This is a genomic window from Pseudoalteromonas sp. UBA2102 (assembly GCF_002331165.1).
Classification (GTDB): domain Bacteria; phylum Pseudomonadota; class Gammaproteobacteria; order Enterobacterales; family Alteromonadaceae; genus Pseudoalteromonas; species Pseudoalteromonas atlantica.
This window is the reverse complement of the sequence record NZ_DCYU01000119.1, coordinates 18,067-35,593: the sequence shown is the minus strand read 5'-3', so window position 1 is coordinate 35,593 and position 17,527 is coordinate 18,067. Positions and strand designations below refer to the sequence as shown.

At 40.3% G+C, this 17,527-nt stretch carries 15 protein-coding genes; 6 read left to right on the top strand and 9 right to left on the bottom strand.

Annotated elements, in window-relative coordinates; all coding sequences use genetic code 11:
- Nucleotides 1-83: 83 nt before the first annotated feature.
- The 3 genes from B2R65_RS16095 to B2R65_RS16085 form a co-directional block, all read right to left on the bottom strand.
- The gene (locus B2R65_RS16095; protein ID WP_273605348.1) at nt 84-575 is read right to left on the bottom strand and encodes a DUF2798 domain-containing protein; all 492 of its coding nucleotides are present in this window, start codon (nt 573-575) and stop codon (nt 84-86) included.
- A gap of 49 nt (nt 576-624) precedes the next feature.
- Complete coding sequence (locus tag B2R65_RS16090) at nt 625-1,242, bottom strand: LysE family translocator (RefSeq protein ID WP_064387054.1); 618 nt, start codon at nt 1,240-1,242, stop codon at nt 625-627.
- 68 nt (nt 1,243-1,310) lie between these two features.
- Nucleotides 1,311-3,773 carry a S9 family peptidase gene (locus tag B2R65_RS16085; protein ID WP_286744335.1) on the bottom strand — a complete coding sequence of 821 codons (2,463 nt, stop codon included), beginning with the start codon at nt 3,771-3,773 and terminating at the stop codon, nt 1,311-1,313.
- Between the two features lie 165 nt (nt 3,774-3,938).
- Between B2R65_RS16085 and B2R65_RS16080 the strand changes: the two genes are divergently transcribed.
- The 3 genes from B2R65_RS16080 (at nt 3,939) to B2R65_RS16070 (ending at nt 7,479) form a co-directional block, all read left to right on the top strand.
- On the top strand, nt 3,939-4,916 hold the full coding sequence (locus B2R65_RS16080) for a LacI family DNA-binding transcriptional regulator (RefSeq protein WP_286744332.1): 978 nt from the start codon (nt 3,939-3,941) through the stop codon (nt 4,914-4,916).
- Entirely contained in the window at nt 4,916-6,145 is a 1,230-nt protein-coding gene (locus B2R65_RS16075; protein WP_286744329.1) for a glycosyltransferase, read from the top strand. The genes B2R65_RS16080 and B2R65_RS16075 overlap by 1 nt, the downstream gene beginning before the upstream one ends.
- A gap of 107 nt (nt 6,146-6,252) precedes the next feature.
- Nucleotides 6,253-7,479, top strand: a complete 1,227-nt coding sequence (locus tag B2R65_RS16070; RefSeq protein ID WP_029773039.1) for a threonine/serine exporter family protein — start codon at nt 6,253-6,255, stop codon at nt 7,477-7,479.
- A gap of 56 nt (nt 7,480-7,535) precedes the next feature.
- Here B2R65_RS16070 and B2R65_RS16065 read toward each other — a convergent pair whose 3' ends face one another.
- The 3 genes from B2R65_RS16065 to B2R65_RS16055 form a co-directional block, all read right to left on the bottom strand.
- Nucleotides 7,536-8,594 (bottom strand): alcohol dehydrogenase family protein, encoded by a 1,059-nt coding sequence (locus B2R65_RS16065; protein WP_286744326.1) that lies wholly within the window; start codon nt 8,592-8,594, stop codon nt 7,536-7,538.
- Between the two features lie 11 nt (nt 8,595-8,605).
- Nucleotides 8,606-9,112 carry a TetR/AcrR family transcriptional regulator gene (locus B2R65_RS16060; RefSeq protein ID WP_039972541.1) on the bottom strand — a complete coding sequence of 169 codons (507 nt, stop codon included), beginning with the start codon at nt 9,110-9,112 and terminating at the stop codon, nt 8,606-8,608.
- Between the two features lie 419 nt (nt 9,113-9,531).
- Entirely contained in the window at nt 9,532-10,527 is a 996-nt protein-coding gene (locus B2R65_RS16055) for a transposase (protein ID WP_286744323.1), read from the bottom strand.
- A 322-nt stretch (nt 10,528-10,849) separates the two neighbouring features.
- Here B2R65_RS16055 and B2R65_RS16050 point away from each other — a divergent pair, with 322 nt between their 5' ends.
- Nucleotides 10,850-12,757, top strand: coding sequence for a tetratricopeptide repeat-containing diguanylate cyclase (locus B2R65_RS16050; protein ID WP_286744321.1), 1,908 nt, complete (start codon nt 10,850-10,852; stop codon nt 12,755-12,757).
- Between the two features lie 10 nt (nt 12,758-12,767).
- Here the strand turns inward: B2R65_RS16050 and B2R65_RS16045 are convergent, their stop codons facing one another.
- Together B2R65_RS16045 and B2R65_RS16040 are read right to left on the bottom strand one after the other, a co-directional pair.
- Entirely contained in the window at nt 12,768-12,986 is a 219-nt protein-coding gene (locus tag B2R65_RS16045; protein WP_004589592.1) for a DUF6500 family protein, read from the bottom strand.
- Nucleotides 12,987-13,012: 26 nt separating this feature from the next.
- Nucleotides 13,013-13,270, bottom strand: a complete 258-nt coding sequence (locus B2R65_RS16040) for a putative periplasmic lipoprotein (protein ID WP_273605342.1) — start codon at nt 13,268-13,270, stop codon at nt 13,013-13,015.
- A 625-nt stretch (nt 13,271-13,895) separates the two neighbouring features.
- Between B2R65_RS16040 and B2R65_RS16035 the strand changes: the two genes are divergently transcribed.
- Entirely contained in the window at nt 13,896-14,321 is a 426-nt protein-coding gene (locus tag B2R65_RS16035) for a hemerythrin domain-containing protein (protein ID WP_004589589.1), read from the top strand.
- Nucleotides 14,322-14,405: 84 nt separating this feature from the next.
- Here the strand turns inward: B2R65_RS16035 and B2R65_RS16030 are convergent, their stop codons facing one another.
- Entirely contained in the window at nt 14,406-14,819 is a 414-nt protein-coding gene (locus tag B2R65_RS16030; RefSeq protein WP_064387061.1) for a hypothetical protein, read from the bottom strand.
- Nucleotides 14,820-15,166: 347 nt separating this feature from the next.
- Between B2R65_RS16030 and B2R65_RS16025 the strand changes: the two genes are divergently transcribed.
- Entirely contained in the window at nt 15,167-17,521 is a 2,355-nt protein-coding gene (locus tag B2R65_RS16025; protein ID WP_055255132.1) for a TonB-dependent receptor, read from the top strand.
- Nucleotides 17,522-17,527 lie beyond the last annotated feature (6 nt).

The following is a 17,527-nucleotide window of genomic DNA, read 5'->3' as shown; positions in this document are numbered from 1 at the left end:
GGCTTAATTGTTGCTCAAGGTAAACCAGAAGATGTGGCTCAATCTGAGCATAGCCGCACGGCAACATTTTTAAAAAGCGCAATTTAGCTTTTTAAAAATCGCTCTAATTTAGGTTTTACAGTAACCGACATAACAAGCATTAATGTTAAACCAATGGGTAGCGCGGCTAATAACCCCTCTACCCACGCGGTATAAAATAAGCGCATATTGGCAAAACCTATATTGTTACTAGCGGTTACAAACGCCATTAGCGACTCCATGGTAAGCGCCATAAAAACACTAATCACTAAATTACGTTTTAGCTCACTTGCTTTTGGTAATAACTTAGCCACCAAGGTATTCATAAGGGCTGTCATTGCTAACCCCACAGGAGCCATAACCAACACCGCACTTAAAAACGAGGTAAACCAATCCATATAAAAATGCTCAGTTATACCTACATTTGTGTAAGTCATAATGCCTGTTAAGCTGCCGCCTACAAAAACAATAATACTTACCATCACCATTATTTTATAAGTGATCGGTGTTTTTTTAGGCTCTACGAGCGCAGAATTTACTAAAGTAGGCGTATTCATTAAACAGGTATCTCTCTTAAAATAGATGACAAAATCAACTGTTATTTGATTACCCTAACGCCAGCCATATGCCTACTAGCACCATAAGGCTGCCTGCAATTCGGTTCATCCATTTTATATTATCGCCACGGCTTAAAAATAAACGTAGGCTTTTACCGCCTGTGGCGTACGCTAACATGCAAATAAATTCGCTTATCATAATAACTAAAACAAGCACTAACAGTTGCGGGGCGAGTGCGTGTTCAACGCTAATAAATGGCGGTAGTAAAGAGATCATAAACGCCCAGCCCTTTGGGTTAGCAATGGCAGTAACAAAACCTTGCGTAAATAGCGACTGACGACTTACATCATGCGGTTTTTGTGTATCAATCGACATTTTACCTTTTGCGCGCCACATATTTATACCTATATAAATTAAGTATGCACCGCCTACCCATTTTAAAATATCGAACGCATTAGGGTAATTTAGCATTACGCTTGCAACACCTAATACCGCAGCAATAGCAACACTTGCGACCCCTAACAGCTCACCTATCATCATCCATAATGTGCGCCTTACACCTATGCTCATACCTAATGTCATGGCGAGGGTCATACACATACCCGGTGTGATAGATACAAAAAAGAAGGTAGGAATAAAAACGGCAAGCGCTGCAACATCAATCATTTTTTCTCTCTATATTAAAAGCAAAAAACGCGGCTAAAGTAGCCGCGCTATTGGTTACCTATTATCTACTATTGTTCAGTACTTGCCACTGGCTGAGTAATGACCTCTACTGGCTTTGCGGTATCACTTAATAAGTATTTATCTAGCCACTGCTCTTGCTCCCACAGTACATGTAATAAGCTTTTACGAGCGCGGTAACCATGAGCCTCATAAGGGAGCATTACTAAGCGAGCATCTTTTCCTAAGCCTTTTAGGGCGGCGTACATGCGCTCACTTTGCATTGGGAAAGTGCCCGAATTAGGATCTTCTTGACCGTGGATCATTAGCATTGGCTCGTTAATTTTTTCAGCATGGAAAAACGGCGACATGTTAGCGTACACACTTTGTGCTTGCCAAAAATCACGCTCTTCACCCTGAAAACCAAACGGCGTTAAGGTACGGTTGTAAGCACCACTGCGAGCAATACCGGTTTTAAATAAATCGCTATGCGCTAATAGGTTTGCCACCATAAATGCACCGTACGAGTGCCCTGCTATAGCAATGTTGTTTTTATCGGCAATGCCTTTTTTAACCAGCACATCAACCGCAGCTTTCGCACTTGAAACTAGCTGCTTTCTAAAGTTATCGTTTGGCTCGCTGCCATCAATACCTACAATAGGCATTTTAGGGTCGTCAAATACCGCAATACCTTTAGCAAGGTAAGGCATAGGGCCCCAATAGCCAATGTAAGTAAATTCGTATGGCGATTCGCGCACTTGTGATGCTACGGCTTTATCTTTATATTCAAGTGGGTACGCCCACATAAGTACGGGTAACGGGCCTTGGGTTACGTCGTAACCTGGTGGTAAATAAAGCGTGCCTGAAAGTTCTACACCGTCATCGCGTTTATAACGTAACTGCTCTTTTGTAACCCCTTTAAATGCTGGGTACGGATGAGCAAAATTAGTAAGCTGTGTAAGAGTATCGTTATCTAAATCACGGATAAAAAAGTTAGGTTGCTCGGTTTTAGACTCTCGCACAGTTATAAAGCGCTCGCCTTCGTCGTCAAGCAATGCACGAACACGCTCGTAGTATGGCGCTTGTGATTGCCATAAACGCTTGCTGCTATTCGTTTTTACATCGTACTGGTCTAAAAACGGAATATTACCTTGCTCAGACGCGCCGTTACCGCGCAGATACATATAACGCCCGCCAACAATTTTAATAACGTTGGCGCCTAAATCGTTACGCTCGTATATAAAGCTACCTGGGTTTTTATACGCATCGTTATAGCTTCGCTCAGAAAAAAGCACACGGTTTTTATCTGCATTGCGTGGCTGAATAACATACGTGCGCACTTGGCGGTCGCTAAAGCGCCAGTCGCTAAGCATGGCAATATTTTGATTACCCCAAACTATACCAGCATAGCGGCGCTCTACTTTAGCAAACAGTTTAGGCTCGCGTTTAAACGGCGCGCGTAGGCTGTAAATATAATCATGGTGCTTAACATCGGTTTTCATGTCGCCGCCATCTTGCGCTTCGGCCCAAATAACTTCTGCGCCTTGATCCGCGCGCCATTCAAAATCGCGGCGGCCGGTACGAACACTGTCATAGCCTTGTGGAATGTTATCGGCAAGCGGTTGTTTTACAAGTTCGGCTAATGCGTAACCACGCATTCCCCATATTTGCCAAGTGCTGGCAAAACGGCTGTACGGTACTTGATACGAAAACGGCTCGTTTATCGCAGCAACTAATATATTGGTTGAATCTGGCGATACCGAAAACGATTTAAATAATGCAGGGCTGCCAATGGCTTGTGTATTGCCATCGAGCGTTACGTAAGCTAATTGCCCTTGGCCGTAAAATTTAAACTGTGCTTCGTCAAACGGGCTGGTTAATAAGTTTTGATATGTACGCGCGGGGGCTTTTTCGCCTGTGCTTTGCTGTATAACAGGCACTACATTTTGACTGCTGTTTTTTAACGCGGGTTTACCTATATTAACCGCTAAATTTGCAACCAGTGCGCTGCTATCGGGTAGCCATTGGTAAGGCGTAGCGGTAATAACTGAGTTAAGCGCTGCATTTGAGAGCATTTTTGCCTGCTTTGTCTCTACACTATAAAGCCATAAATTTGCTTGGCTTTGTTGCTCTACAACAAATGCTAAATATTTACTGTTAGATGACCATTTAGGCGAGCGAATAATACCGTTTGGTAAATTATTAATATTAATAACGGTGCCGCTTTGCACATGCTTAAGCTCAAGCGCGCTGTATTTAGCGCTAACACGCGAACGCGAAAAGTTAGCAGGGTTAAGCTTTATACCCGCAAGTTTAAGCTCATCTTTAGCAAGCTCGTCAAGCGTCTCTACGCGCTTACGCTCAAATAAAGCAAGCCATTGGCCATCGCTAGATAAAAAACTAGTGGGTGCTAATTTGGCATCTACCACAGCGGCTAGCTCAGGCGAAGGTGTTTGATAACCTTGCTCAGCATAGCTGTTTGGCATTATTACAACACAACAAATAAAGGCAACTAACAGCCTAAATGCGTTCATGTTTTTATCCTTTTGTTATTTTTAAGATTATAAAAGGTATATAAACATGTTTTGCTCTGTTCATAAAGTATTAAGCTTTAAATTACAGGGCTAAAAGATGACTTAAACGCATTATATACGCTACACTACGCAGCTATTTACTCACTACTGCGCGCTTAAAATACCATGCCTAACAAAGCTAAATCGGTCACTATTTTTGATGTTGCTCACCGTGCGGGGGTGTCTAAATCGACCGTATCGCTGGTGCTTACGCACAGTAATAAAGTAGCCGATAAAAGCAAACAAAAAGTGTTACAAGCCATAGATGAGCTAGGTTATGTGTATAATCGCGATGCAGCGGCTATGCGCTCAGGGCGCTCTAATTTAGTGGTTGTAGTGATTGACGATTTAACAAACCCGCTTATGGCATTGCTTGCTAAAAATATAGAGCAGGCTTTAAGCGAGGCTTTTTTTCAGGCCATTATTGTTAGTAGTAACAACAGCGTAGAGCGCCAAACGCAGCTAATAAATAATTTAAAAGAATACAAAGTGGCTGCATTTATAATTTGCCCTGTGGCTAGTACCTGTGCGCAGTGGCTCGACAACCTTGCTACTGCCTACCATGTTATTAGCCTAATGCACGAAGTACCTTACAGCTCAGCCCCGTGTGTTTTACCCGACTACACTAAAGCAAGCCATGTAGTAACATTGCAGCTAATAAATAATTCGCCTAAAAACATACTCTTTATGGGTGATGAAAGCTTATCTGCACAAGGTTTATTAAGTGGCTTTAATAGCGCGTGTAAAAAACACAATATAACCCCTGAGCCAGCTATTACGTGCACAAAAAACACCCCATTACATGCTAAGCAAATATTTAGTAGCACATTACTTAATAATCCGAGTATTGACGCGGTTGTATGCGCTAATAATATAATTGCGCATGGCGTTTTAGCCGCTGCCCCGCATTTAAAAAGCAATATAGTAAGCTGCTTACATATTCCTGATATTACCGAAATGCAACCTCGCTTTACTTGCGCCAATATAAACACGCAAGAGCTTGCTAAGCGCAGTATTTTAGTGCTGCAAGAACAACTTCAAACAAACACTGCGCCAGTAAAAACGCTGGTAAATGTAAACCTACAAATTAGAGAAACACCGTAATGAAAAAAGTGCTGGTAATTGGTTACGTATGGCCAGAGCCAAATTCGTCTGCTGCGGGTACGCACATGATGTCGTTATTAAACGCGTTTAAAGCGCAAAATTGGCAAGTAGAATTTGCCACCCCAGCACAACGCACCGAGCACATGGTAAACCTAGATCACTTTGGTATAACCAGTCAAAGCATTGCCTTAAACTGCGAAAGTTTTGATGAGTACGTTAAAGCGTACAACCCAGACATAGTGATGTTTGACCGCTTTATGATGGAAGAGCAATTTGGCTGGCGTGTAGATAAACATTGCCCTAATGCCATTAAAATACTCGATACCGAAGATTTACAATGCCTACGTAATGCGCGCCACGAAGCGCACAAAGGCGAGCGAGAATTTACCACCAGCGATTTACATTCAGACATAGCAAAACGCGAAATAGCCGCAATATTGCGCTGCGACCTAAGCTTAATTATTTCAAGCTTTGAAATGCAATTACTTAGTAGTGTATTTAACGTAGAAGCCAGTTTATTACATCATCTCCCTTTTATGGTCGATTTAACTGCTTTACCTGCGCAAACTAAATCGTTTGAACAACGTGAGCACTTTATGACCATAGGTAACTTTAGACACGCCCCCAACTGGGATGCCGTACTGTACTTACAAAAAATATGGCCACTTGTTCGCAAGCAATTACCAAAAGCAGAACTGCATATTTATGGCTCTTACCCGCCACCAAAAGCAACAGCACTTAATAACCCTAAAACCGGTTTTTTAATAAAGGGCTGGGCCGATAACGCCTATGAGGTAATGCAAAGCGCACGCGTATGTTTAGCCCCACTTCGTTTTGGCGCAGGTATAAAAGGCAAGCTGCTAGAAGCAATGATAATGCAAACCCCCAGTGTAACTACCAATATAGGCAGTGAGGGCATGCACAACGAACTACCATGGCCTGGTAAAGTGACTAATAATACTGAGGATTTTGCAAATGCAGCCGTTGAGCTTTACACCAATCAAGCCGATTTTGAACATGCGCAACAAGCTGGCAATACGCTACTTAATACCTTGTACGACAAAGTAAAATTAAGCGCGGCGTTAATTAATAAAATTGACTCTATAAGCAACGATTTAAAAGCGCATAGGGAAAAAAACTTCACCGGACAAATGTTAAAACACCATACTATGCGCAGTACGCAATATATGGCGCAATGGATTGCTGAAAAAAATAAAAAATTAGATTAAAAATGACTAGACTCCTACAGATTTGTGTTTAAAATCGCGCCCATTACAAATGGGCGTTTTAGCCTATACTTTTAGCTAATTTATTTACACACTGGTCCATACAAGATTTGAAAACTGCAACCTTTACTGAAAAACGCAAATTTATCGTTAAATTAGGTAAAATGCTTCATAAGTACGGTACCCCTGCGTACCGCCTAGAAGCACACTTAATGGAAGTGGCCACTTACTTAGGACTTAAATCGTCTTTTGTTATGTCGCCAACTTCGGTAACGTTTGTAATTTGGACTGATGGCCACGAAGACGAATACACCCACGTGGCACGCGTAGACCCAGGCGATCACGACTTAGGCTCACTTGCCGACACCGACGACTTAGTTAATCAAATGCTCGACGACAAGCTCACCTTACAAGAAGTTGATGCTCAGCTTGATGCCATTTACGACATGCCAAACCCGTACAATAAATTTGTTACCGGTATTGCTTTTGCAACATCGGGGGGTGCATTTGCCATGCTAATGGGTACCAGCTGGACAGACGTTATTTGGTCTGCGTTACTTACTTTAGTGGTGTATGTGTTTGTACTGTGGTCGGGGCGCTCAAAACGGGTTGCTCACATGCTAGAGCCCCTGGTTGCTATAGTATCGGCAGTGCTGGCTTGTGCAATAAGTGTGTATATTTCGCCCGATATAAATATACGGTTAGTGGTGCTTTCAGCCATTATTGTATTTATACCCGGTTTAGCGCTAGCGCTTGGTTTAGCAGAGCTTGCAGCTAGGCATTTGGTGTCGGGTACGGCGCGGGTTATGGACTCGTTTATGCTGTTATTTAAACTGTACTTTGGCGCCTTTATTGGCATAGGCATTGGCTTTGCCATATTTGGCCAAACCGATTTTGTACAGCCCGAGCCACTACCGCGCTGGACTGCGTGGCTGGCTATATTTTTACTTTGTAGCAGCTTAATAGTGATATTTAGAACCAAACTTAAACATGCTGGATGGTCTATCGCATCAGGTTTTATAGCCTATGGCACGAGTATTGGTTCGGCTATGTACCTTGACTACACGTTAGGCACGTTTGTTGGTGCGCTTTCGGTTGGAGTGTTTAGTAACTTATTTAACCGCGTTGCAAATGCGCCAGCTTCCATTGTTGCCATGCAAGGCTTAATTGTTCTGGTGCCCGGCAGTAAAACGTATATTGGCTTAAACTCGCTTATTGAAGGCCAAGACTTTGTTTATGCCGAGCATATAGGCCAGCAAACGTTTTTAATATTTATGTCGCTTGTAGCAGGGCTAATATTTGCAAACGTAGCTTTACCGCCTAAAAAAAGCTTATAAGCTTGTTACCATTAAAAAGCCCGCTTACTTTGTAACGGGCTTTGTTGTTTAACGTACTATTCGCTATGGGGGATGGTGAGTACAATTTTTCCTACGTGTTGTTTTTGTGCAAACACCTTTTGCGCTGTAACAATTTCGCTCAGTGGGAATGTTTGCGCCACAATAGGCTTTATTTTTTCTTGTTCAATAAAGTTAACTAAGCTTTTAAATACCTCAGGCTCTATAACTGTACAGCCAAAAAAAGTTAAATCTTTTAAATACAAAGTACGTATATCAAGCTCTACTAATGCCCCGCCAATAGCGCCCGACACCGCATAACGCCCTTTTGGTTTTAATACCTCCAGCAGTGCAGGCCATTGCTCGCCGGCAACAAGGTCAATGACTACATCCACACTGTTTTTACCTAAGGCTTGAATTAAATCATCTTCACGAAATATAACTTTATCGGCACCTAACTCTTTAAGCTGCTGCGCCTTACTTTTACTCGTAATGGCAATAACAAAAGCACCACGTGCTTTAGCTAATTGCACCGCCGCTGAGCCAACACCACCAGAAGCCCCCGTAATTAAAACGGTTTGCCCTTGCTGTGGGTTTGAGCGAAATAGCATGTTTTCGGCCGTAGAATATGAGCACGGAAAAGAGGCCAGCTCTTCATCACTATAGTTACTATTAATTTTATAAGTGTGAATAGAGTCAACGCGGGTAAACTGTGCAAAGCCACCATCACACTCAGAGCCAAAATACCATGGCGATTTAAGCGTTTCGCCATTAGCTTTAATTAAACATGGCTCAACAATAACGCGCTCACCAATACGGCTTTGATCTACGTTTTTACCAACAGCCACAATTACGCCGCATACATCTGCCCCTTGAATACGAGGAAAAACAAATGCATCACCAGACCAACTTGCATCGTCTTTACTGCTTTGTTTTTTAGCGTACCACGCCGTGCGGGTATTAAGATCTGTGTTATTAACACCTGCCGCCATGACTTTTATAAGTACATCTGTTTGTGCAAGCGCTGGCAACGGTAAGTTAGTTGCATACTTTAATACATCAAAATCGCCATGTTCGGTAAGCTGTACAGCGTGCATTGTGCTAGGTAAATTTGCCATTGGTTGCTCCATTATATTAATTTTAGAATACTGTTTTTTGCAGATGTAACCGCCTCATCGCCCATAACTGGCCACGCACTCGACACTCCTTCATGCAGCAAAAACAAGCTACTAGCCAACGATGAATTTAAACCTTGCTCACCTAGCAGTTTTTTTACGTCATTTTTATGTGTTTGCACCGCAAGGCTAATAGCTTCATCTTCAGGAAACGCCGACAACGCATTAATAGATAAACAGCCATTAGGCGCAAATTGCACCATCCACGCTTTTAGTTGATCAAACATGTGCAAAACCGCCTCAACTCCCGGAGCAGGTGCATCTTTAAGTAAAAAATTAATATAGCGATTATGGCGGTACTCAAGCGCAGCAATGATCATTGCCTGCTTTGACGGGTAATATTTATAAAGGGTGCGCAAACTAACGCCACTGAGTTTTTGCAGCTTAGCCACACTAGGCTCAGCAAAACCATGTTGACTAAAGGCCACCTCAAGTGCAGCAGCTATATCTTGTTTTAGCAAAGTGTTTAACCCATGTAGAATGAATGCTCTACCCAACATAGTAGAGCATTCATTCTACATGTCAACCAATACAGATTTATACAAAATAATAACTTTGACACCCATTATTAATTAACAGGCTAGGAAAGCCCTAGAGTCCAAAATATATGAGGATATTTATAGATATGGCATTCCTTTAACCTTTCTTAGTCATAATAAAGCCATAACTATGACACCCAATCTAATTATTTATAAATTAACAATGTAGTAAGAAATATTTGGTTGGATTTATATGTTGATTTGAGATGTTGAGTGGTAATGGAGATGTTTAAGTTTATATACTTAAGCTTTTTATAATAATCTTATGGCCAATAAGAAACTTCAGGCACAATAAAAGCTCAGCAAAGCTAAGTGACATACTATTTATTTAATGGATTTTATTAGGCTAATAATTTTTTACTATTTGAATAGCTAGGCCTTCGCTTAATAGCTTGATGTTTACAATAACTATCTAATGAACTTACACGCCCCACTGCTCCATGAAAAACATTGCCAAATTCGGTTGTAAGTTTTAACCAGTTCTTTGGCGCTATACTCAAACGTATCAATAATTCAGGTGTTGAATGCGCAATAAAGCCTATTTTATCAGCGCGAATACATCGACCTGTTAATTCAACTAACTCTAAATACGTTTTTAATTCGAATGGTAAACCTTTTGGCATGTATTTTTTAGACTTTCCTGCAAAGCGTAATAACTGTTTTGGCTGCTTAACTTTTAACGCCTGGTTGCTTTTAAGTGCAATTGATTTTATGCGTTGTTTTACGCTCGTAAAGTGCGAATCCTCAGGTGTTTCAGCCGCTTTGGCGCGTATTGGATTTAAATCTACATATGCCATGCACGCCAACAAAGCAGCTTCATCTAGAAACGCTTGAGATTTAAATCGTCCTTCCCAAAATCGCCCTGTGCAGCCATCTTCTTTGTTAGCTCGCCTCGCAATATTTTCGTTCAATGCTCGCATAAACCAGCTAATACTACTTAAGCGTTCTCGATACAGCTCTAGGCTCTCGTTTAAAAACCAATGTTCGGTAGCCGATAACTTCTCACCGCGTATAAATTTATGCGTGATAGCGGTGCCTTTAAAAAGCTTGTGCCAACGAATTGCTATTGCTTTGTCGTTTAACCTATTAGCTTTTTTATCATCTACATACAACACAATATGTGTATGATTACTCATAACTGCGTATGCACAAACATCTATACAAAATACCTTTGCAAGGCTGATAAGCTTATCCTCTACCCACCCTCTTCTATGCGCGTAATTTTGTCCTGTAAAAGGGTCTTCACCACACAAATATGCCCGGCGAACACAACGTGAAATACAGTGATAATATTTTGTATCTGCCAAACTTATTTGGCGCTTTCGAGCAATAGCCATAACACAACCCTGTTTATTATTTGAGCTAAAGCGTAGTCCTAGCTTGTGTTTTATACAACTATTTTGATGGGTGTCAAAGTTATGTTTTAAATGGGTGTCATGATTATTTCATTTTTTATTATTTGTGTTTTGATGGGTGTCATAGTTATGTTTTAAATGGGTGTCATCATTATTTTAATAATGCTTTTCATACTTATTTACTAGAAAGTGGAGTTTTTAAAGGGATGTGGTGGTGTATTCCCAATAAAGCATTAACTTGTTATTCACAAGCAATGCTATAGTTAGTTATATCGTTTTGGGTGTTGATTCAGTAAAAAAATAAATGACGAACAATATAATAATAAAAATCAATATAGTGTGGTTTCGCTTTTTTGTGCTCCTGTTATTTTTACTACCAAGTAGTGCTACATTTGCCAATAGCTCTTCACTAACTTCATCTGATATAAAATCAATCCAAAGCCTGCTTAGTGATATTAAAGCCAACAAGCTAGATTACCTTTTACACCAAAAACAACTAACCCACGCTTATAATGTCACTAAACATACAAAGCATAAACAGTTGCACCTTGAAGCGGCTGCCTTATATTCAGAGCTACTTTTTCGACAAGAACAATACACCGCGCTAGGTACCCATTTGCTAATGTATTTAAAGAGTACTGAGCTTGTAACATATAAAAACAGTCACTTACTATTTTTAGAGGCTCAGCTTAAGCTTTTCGCAATTAACAAAGAGTTAAGTAATGCGCAATCGCTTGCTAATCAACTGCAAACGCAGGTAAAACAGCTTTCTCCTAACGAACAAATCATTGTTTTTCGGGCTATAGCCTATTACTACACCGAAACCGACGAACTTAAAAAAACGCTAAGTGCGGCGTTAACAGGTTTAGAGCTTGCCATAAAAGAAGAAGACATAGCCTCGCAGGGCTACTTTTTTAGAAAAATTGCCGACGCTTACAACTACCTCTACAAAGATGATAAAGAAAAAGCCATTTATTACGCCCAAAAAGCGGTAGATGCCTACGAGCAAACAAGCGACGGCCTATTTACCGCTAAAGCTTATTGGAGTTTAGGAAACGTATTACTTGAGGTCGGTCAGCCTAAAAACGCGCTTGTATACTTAAATAAAGCGCTGGCTTATTTTAGCAAAGTTAATATGAAAAAAGGTTTAGCCTTCGCTCAATATTCTATTGCAAATATTCAATACCTGCAGGGTAATTACGATACGGCTTTAATGCTTACAAACAAAAACATTGCACTTGCAAGCTCTGCCGGCATTAACGACATGCATTTAGCATCAATGATTTTATTATCAGACATCTACACAAAACAAAATTTATTAAATAAAGCCAACCAAGTAAACGACGAAGTATTTTTAAACCTAGATAAATTTAGCCGCAGCATTTATAAGGCTGATTTTTTAAGCAAACGCTATAAATTAAAGCGCCAGCTTAACTTCACCGAAGATGCATTTAAAGCAATTGAAGATGAGCTGGCTTATACAATAAAACACTACGAAGCCACCAGCGAAACCAATATAAAAACCTTGCAAGTAAAATTTGAAGTAAAAGAAAAAGAAGACAAAATTTTACAGCTAGAATACGAAAAAGACATAAACAAACTGCAGGCAACAGAAGAACACCAGCAAAAAATAATTTGGCGCTTAAGTGCCTCAATTGCCTTTATTTTAGTCATCGTGTCGCTATTTTTATTTTACCGCCAAATGCGCCAACGTAAAAAATACCATGCTATAGCATTAACCGACTACCTAACTAACAGCTTAAATCGGCGTGGCATTTTGCAAAAAGCAAATGAGTGTTTATCCCAGCAGAGCCTAGCAATAGTCATCGTTGATTTAGATTACTTTAAAGCTATTAACGACAAATTTGGCCACGATATAGGAGATTTAGTACTTATAAAATTTGCTCAAGCAGCAAAAGACACACTAAGTACTAACGATAAGTTTGGGCGCTATGGCGGCGAAGAGTGGCTATTTGTTTTAAAAACGCAAAATCGCGATAAAATAAACAACTTTTTTGAAAATCTTGAAAATAAGTTAGCGCAGTACTGCAGTCATATTGAGGCATTGCCAAGTAAAACACACGTTACCTTTAGTGCTGGCGTGGCAATAAGTGATGCTAAAAGCGACTCACTCAGCGAGCTAATTAAACGTGCAGACCAACAACTTTATAAAGCAAAAGAAAATGGCAGAAACCAAATAGCAATCGCGTAAATATACGTTATTAGTCACCTTCAATAATCATTTGTTTTATTTTTATCGCTTTTTCAAAGTGATCTAACTTATGGGTGTGTATCCACCACGTAGCGGCTTGCATCAGCAGCTCTGGATTGTCGTTTTTATTTGCAAAAAAAGCGTAAAAAGAAAGGCCTACGTTTTCGCCTTTGGCTGCTATTTTTTTATCGCATACAGCTATAATTTTTGCTTTTAGTTCTTCCTGCATACATACCTTATTTAATTGTATTTTAATTATCTAAATATACCGTTTAAAAAACTAACAATTAGCTGTAAAAGACTTCTATCAACAATACTATGATTCTCAAACTCTTTATTAGGCGTATTTACTTTTGTAGCTTTGCATTCATTATTTAGCGGCTCATTTTTATGTATATTGGTTTCATAAGCTATATCAGCTTGCTCCATACATTTTGCAGAGCCCGCATAAGGCTTTGCCGCACAGCCAGTTAAAAATATACACAATGAAAATACAATTAAAAACGCTTTCATATTCAATCCTATTGTACGCATCCTTGTGCTTAAAATTATAGCTGTAAGTTTGCTTACTTAGGCGGCTATTAAAACAAGTAGATCAATAAAAAACACACCAACTTCATCAAAAAAAGTGTCGCCTTTAGCATCCTTTTTATTTGAGTGCTTACACATTCATTGAAAACCTCTGAGCTTGTTTTAGCGCCATTTAGCTCAGTCATTTCTGCCTCTTGTATGCATACACGTCCTTCGGAATGCTCGGCTGTACTACATGCACTTAATAACGCGCACAGTAATAATGCTGTAGTGGGGCTTTTTAAGTTCATCCTTAAACTATCCTAATATCTAAAGTTTTATAAAAATATAGGTAAGGCAAGTATGTACAGCTTGTACCCAAATAATGCGCTACTTTACCACCTCAATAAAATACCCAACCAGTAAAAATATGTAAGCTTATGTAGCGTCAAAAGCAATCACCTCTTTTAATCTGAAAAAATTGCAGCTGTTTATGTGTAAAAGTTACAGAGCAACGCCATCCAAACCAACCAAAAGTACATTAAAGTCAATTATATCAACATATTAAAATCTGGCACTGCGCTTGCTTTTTAAAAGTTTATAAAGTAATTACAGCAAGGAAAGAGTTATGAATATTTTTGAAGCGCTACGTCACGACCACGATAAACAACGCGAGTTAGTAGATGCCCTTATTCAAACGCACGGCGATACGCAGCAGCGCCACAAGCTAATGGACGAGCTAAAAACCGAATTAGAAGATCACGCAAAATTTGAAGAGCGTTATTTTTATAACCCACTTATGTTTGACGATTTAACGCACGAAAAAGCACGCCACAGCGTTGCTGAACACCATGAAATTGACGAATTAATAGAACAACTTGAAGACACCGAAATGAGCTCATCTGCTTGGTTAGTTGCAGCTAAAAAGTTGCACCATTTAGTGCATCATCATTTAAGTGAAGAAGAACATGAAGTATTTCAATTAGCGGGTAAAGCCCTAACCGAAGGACAAAAAGAAAGCCTAGCTAAACAGTATAACGATGCCATGCATTAGTTATTAATTAAACCGACTTCCATACACTCCCTTGTGTACTTATTGGTTATAAGCCGTATGGCTTATAACCTTTTTTTTGCAGCGCTACTTAATGGTAAATTTAACGTCTTGCTCGCGTAACACATACAGTGCAAAACACGCTGCCCACATTGGCCACGCTGTAAAAAACAATAAGTTATTAAAGCCATCAATATACTGATTATAAGATGAAAGCGTTGATAGGCCGTGCATTACAAATATAACGCCATAAGTAAGGCGCTTTTTAATACCCACTAAAAAAGCCAACACTAAAATAAGCTGTAACGCCCCCAGTACATAAGCAACCACATCTGTAGAGCCGCTAATACCATAAAAATGCTCAAAAATTCGAGCGCTATGCCCAGGGTTAACAAACTTATCAAACGTCCACATAATCATTACAATAAATACGCCTAGGCGTAGCGAAAAAAGCGACCACTGCAAACGATTTTGAAAGTCAGTACCTGTTGTACCAGTCATAAAATTTCCTTAAAACTAAATAATTTAATGTTGAAACTAGCAAGACCGCTCAACACATATTTTATTTCATCTTAATGTATAATTTTTTAATAAATTCGGTGCCCTGCTTTTGGTTTGTTTGCGTATAAAACCGCTATTTATAAATTACGACCTATTATGGCAATAACTAACTACAGTATTTGTAAAACAAAAACATAGTGCCTAAAACTGAATAACGCTTTTGAGCAATGTGCTAAGCTTTTAACGTTTCATTCTAAAAAACAAAAAGAATTAATATTTACTGAAAGTTATTCACAATGCTGCAGGTCTTTATTGCCACATTCACACTAACCAAAATGAGAACCCTTTTGAAACATTCATATTTGGCACTTTTTATAGCCGCTTCACTCACACCTAATTTTTATGCTCATGCGGCACAATCTGCAGCTAATACCGACTCAATTGAACGTATTGAAGTAGCAGGCCAAACGATTAAATCTCAAGGGCTTTCTGTAAAAGATGCCACTATTAACGGCCCCTTCGGCGACAACCTTGCACTGCAAGACATAGCACGCTCAGTAACGCCTATTTCAAGCGAGTTAATAGAGCAACTAAATATTACTACCCTACAAGACGTACTAGCCGTAAGCCCAAACACATACTCTGCAAGTGGCTTTGGTGCACCCAGCTTACCTACTATTCGTGGCCAACTGGGTGAGCTTTTTCAAGATGGTACACGCCGCCAAGCAGGTAATAATGGCTTTGGCGTGCCGTTATCGTTCAATTCTGTAGAACAAATAGATGTAGTAAAAGGCGCACCGCCGGTTTTATTTGGCTCAAGCCAACGTAACGGTGGTTTTGTAAATTTACACTCAAAGACTGCCTCTACAGATGAAAGTAAAGGTAAAGTTAAACTCTCAGCGGGGCGATGGGATCAATACAGTGCGCAAGTAGATTACACTGCCCCCATTATAAAAGATAAAGTGGGGCTTAGAGTAAGTTACGAGCACCTCGATGAAGGCAGCTACTACGATTACTCAGGTACAAAAAGCGACAGTTTATTTGCAGCACTACGCATATTGCCCGATGATAAAAGCAGTTGGGATATTAACTTTGAGCTATACCAAGTTGAATTTACCGACAACGCTGGTATTAACCGCCCTACCCAAGCCTTAATTGATGATGGCCTTTATATTACCGGCCAAGGCGTGCAAGCCAATGGTAGTACCGTACCAGCAGCGGGTTCAATTGTATCGCCTACTGGGCAAGTAAAAATAGATCGCAGCACCGTACTTACCGACCCTGATAACCAAAACGAAGCTACAACTTATTTAATTCACAGCATTTATAAGCGCGAGCTAAGTGCTAATGCCTCACTTAAAAACATTACGTATTTTCAGCATTTACAGCGTGAAGAAATAGCCCAAAACAGCTTTGTAGAAATTATAGACGGCGCTGATACAGCGCAAAACCGTACTGAGCTTACTTACCGCTGGAACAGTGACCAGCAAACAATTTTTGCTTTTGACGTACGCTATAACAAAGTACTTGGCTACAGCCAATTTACTACCGAGGCCGATTTACCTATTGATTTAACTGGCCCACTTTCAAACCGCCGCATTCCCTTAACCGATGCACAAAAAGCACGTTTAGTAGAGCTAAGCCCAGGTGTATTTGTATCGCCTGGTGGTCAATACGATTTAGATAACGATGGCAGCGGCGACTTTAACCTATCAGACACCACCGATTCACGCTCATGGCAAACAGGGCTTGCTATTCAGCAAGATTCAGATTGGGGCGATAAACTTCATACCAGTGCGGGTTACCGCGTTGACTTTTACGATGTAGAAGCAAACGACCCTATTGCACCACAAGGTCAAGTTGCCGCAAGCGACAGCATTAACGAAATACTGCATTCTGGCCAAGTTAGCTTTAATTACAAATTAAATAGTGATTACACCACTTATGGTGCAGCAAGTTATAACGAAGCAACATCAAACAGTATGGCTGGCGGTACATCACTTGGCGGCGATAACACAATTAGCGCACAAAATTTTGCAACCGAAAACACCTTAGTTGAGTTTGGCTTAAAGTACGCCCCAACCGACAGAGACTGGTACGCTGATGGCGCGGTATTTAGCCAGCGCCGTAGTTTACGTAATCGCGACGGCAGCAATACAGGTATTCGTACTACAGGTTTTGAAAGCCAAGTATTTTACGATGCCTACCCATATTGGCTAAGTGCGGGTTACAGCTACATAGACGCTCGTTACGACAATTCTGCAAGCAGTCAAGATTCTGCTCAAGTAATCGATGCGTTTGACAATTCACGCCCAGATATTATTGCAGGTACCGGCGTTGGCGCACCAAGTTTTACCGCGTTTGCACCTTCAAACCGCCAAGTTCAGGGCATTCCTGAGCAATCGTTCAGTTTTAACGGAAATTATTCAATTAATTCGAAATGGCAAATGGGTTTTTCAGGTCTATATACAAAGAGTTACCCATTAGACTTTTTAGCAACAGTTAAAATTCGTGATCAATACACGCTAAACGTTAATACTAGCTACGCATTTACGCCTAGGACTAAGTTGCGATTAGATGTAAACAATGTCACTAATCAAAAAAACTGGCGCCCAGTATTTGAAGGGGGTTACTTTGGCGCAACATTGGCATTCCCTGAACTGCCAATAAACGCAAAATTAACACTAACCCATAATTTTTAAGAGCGG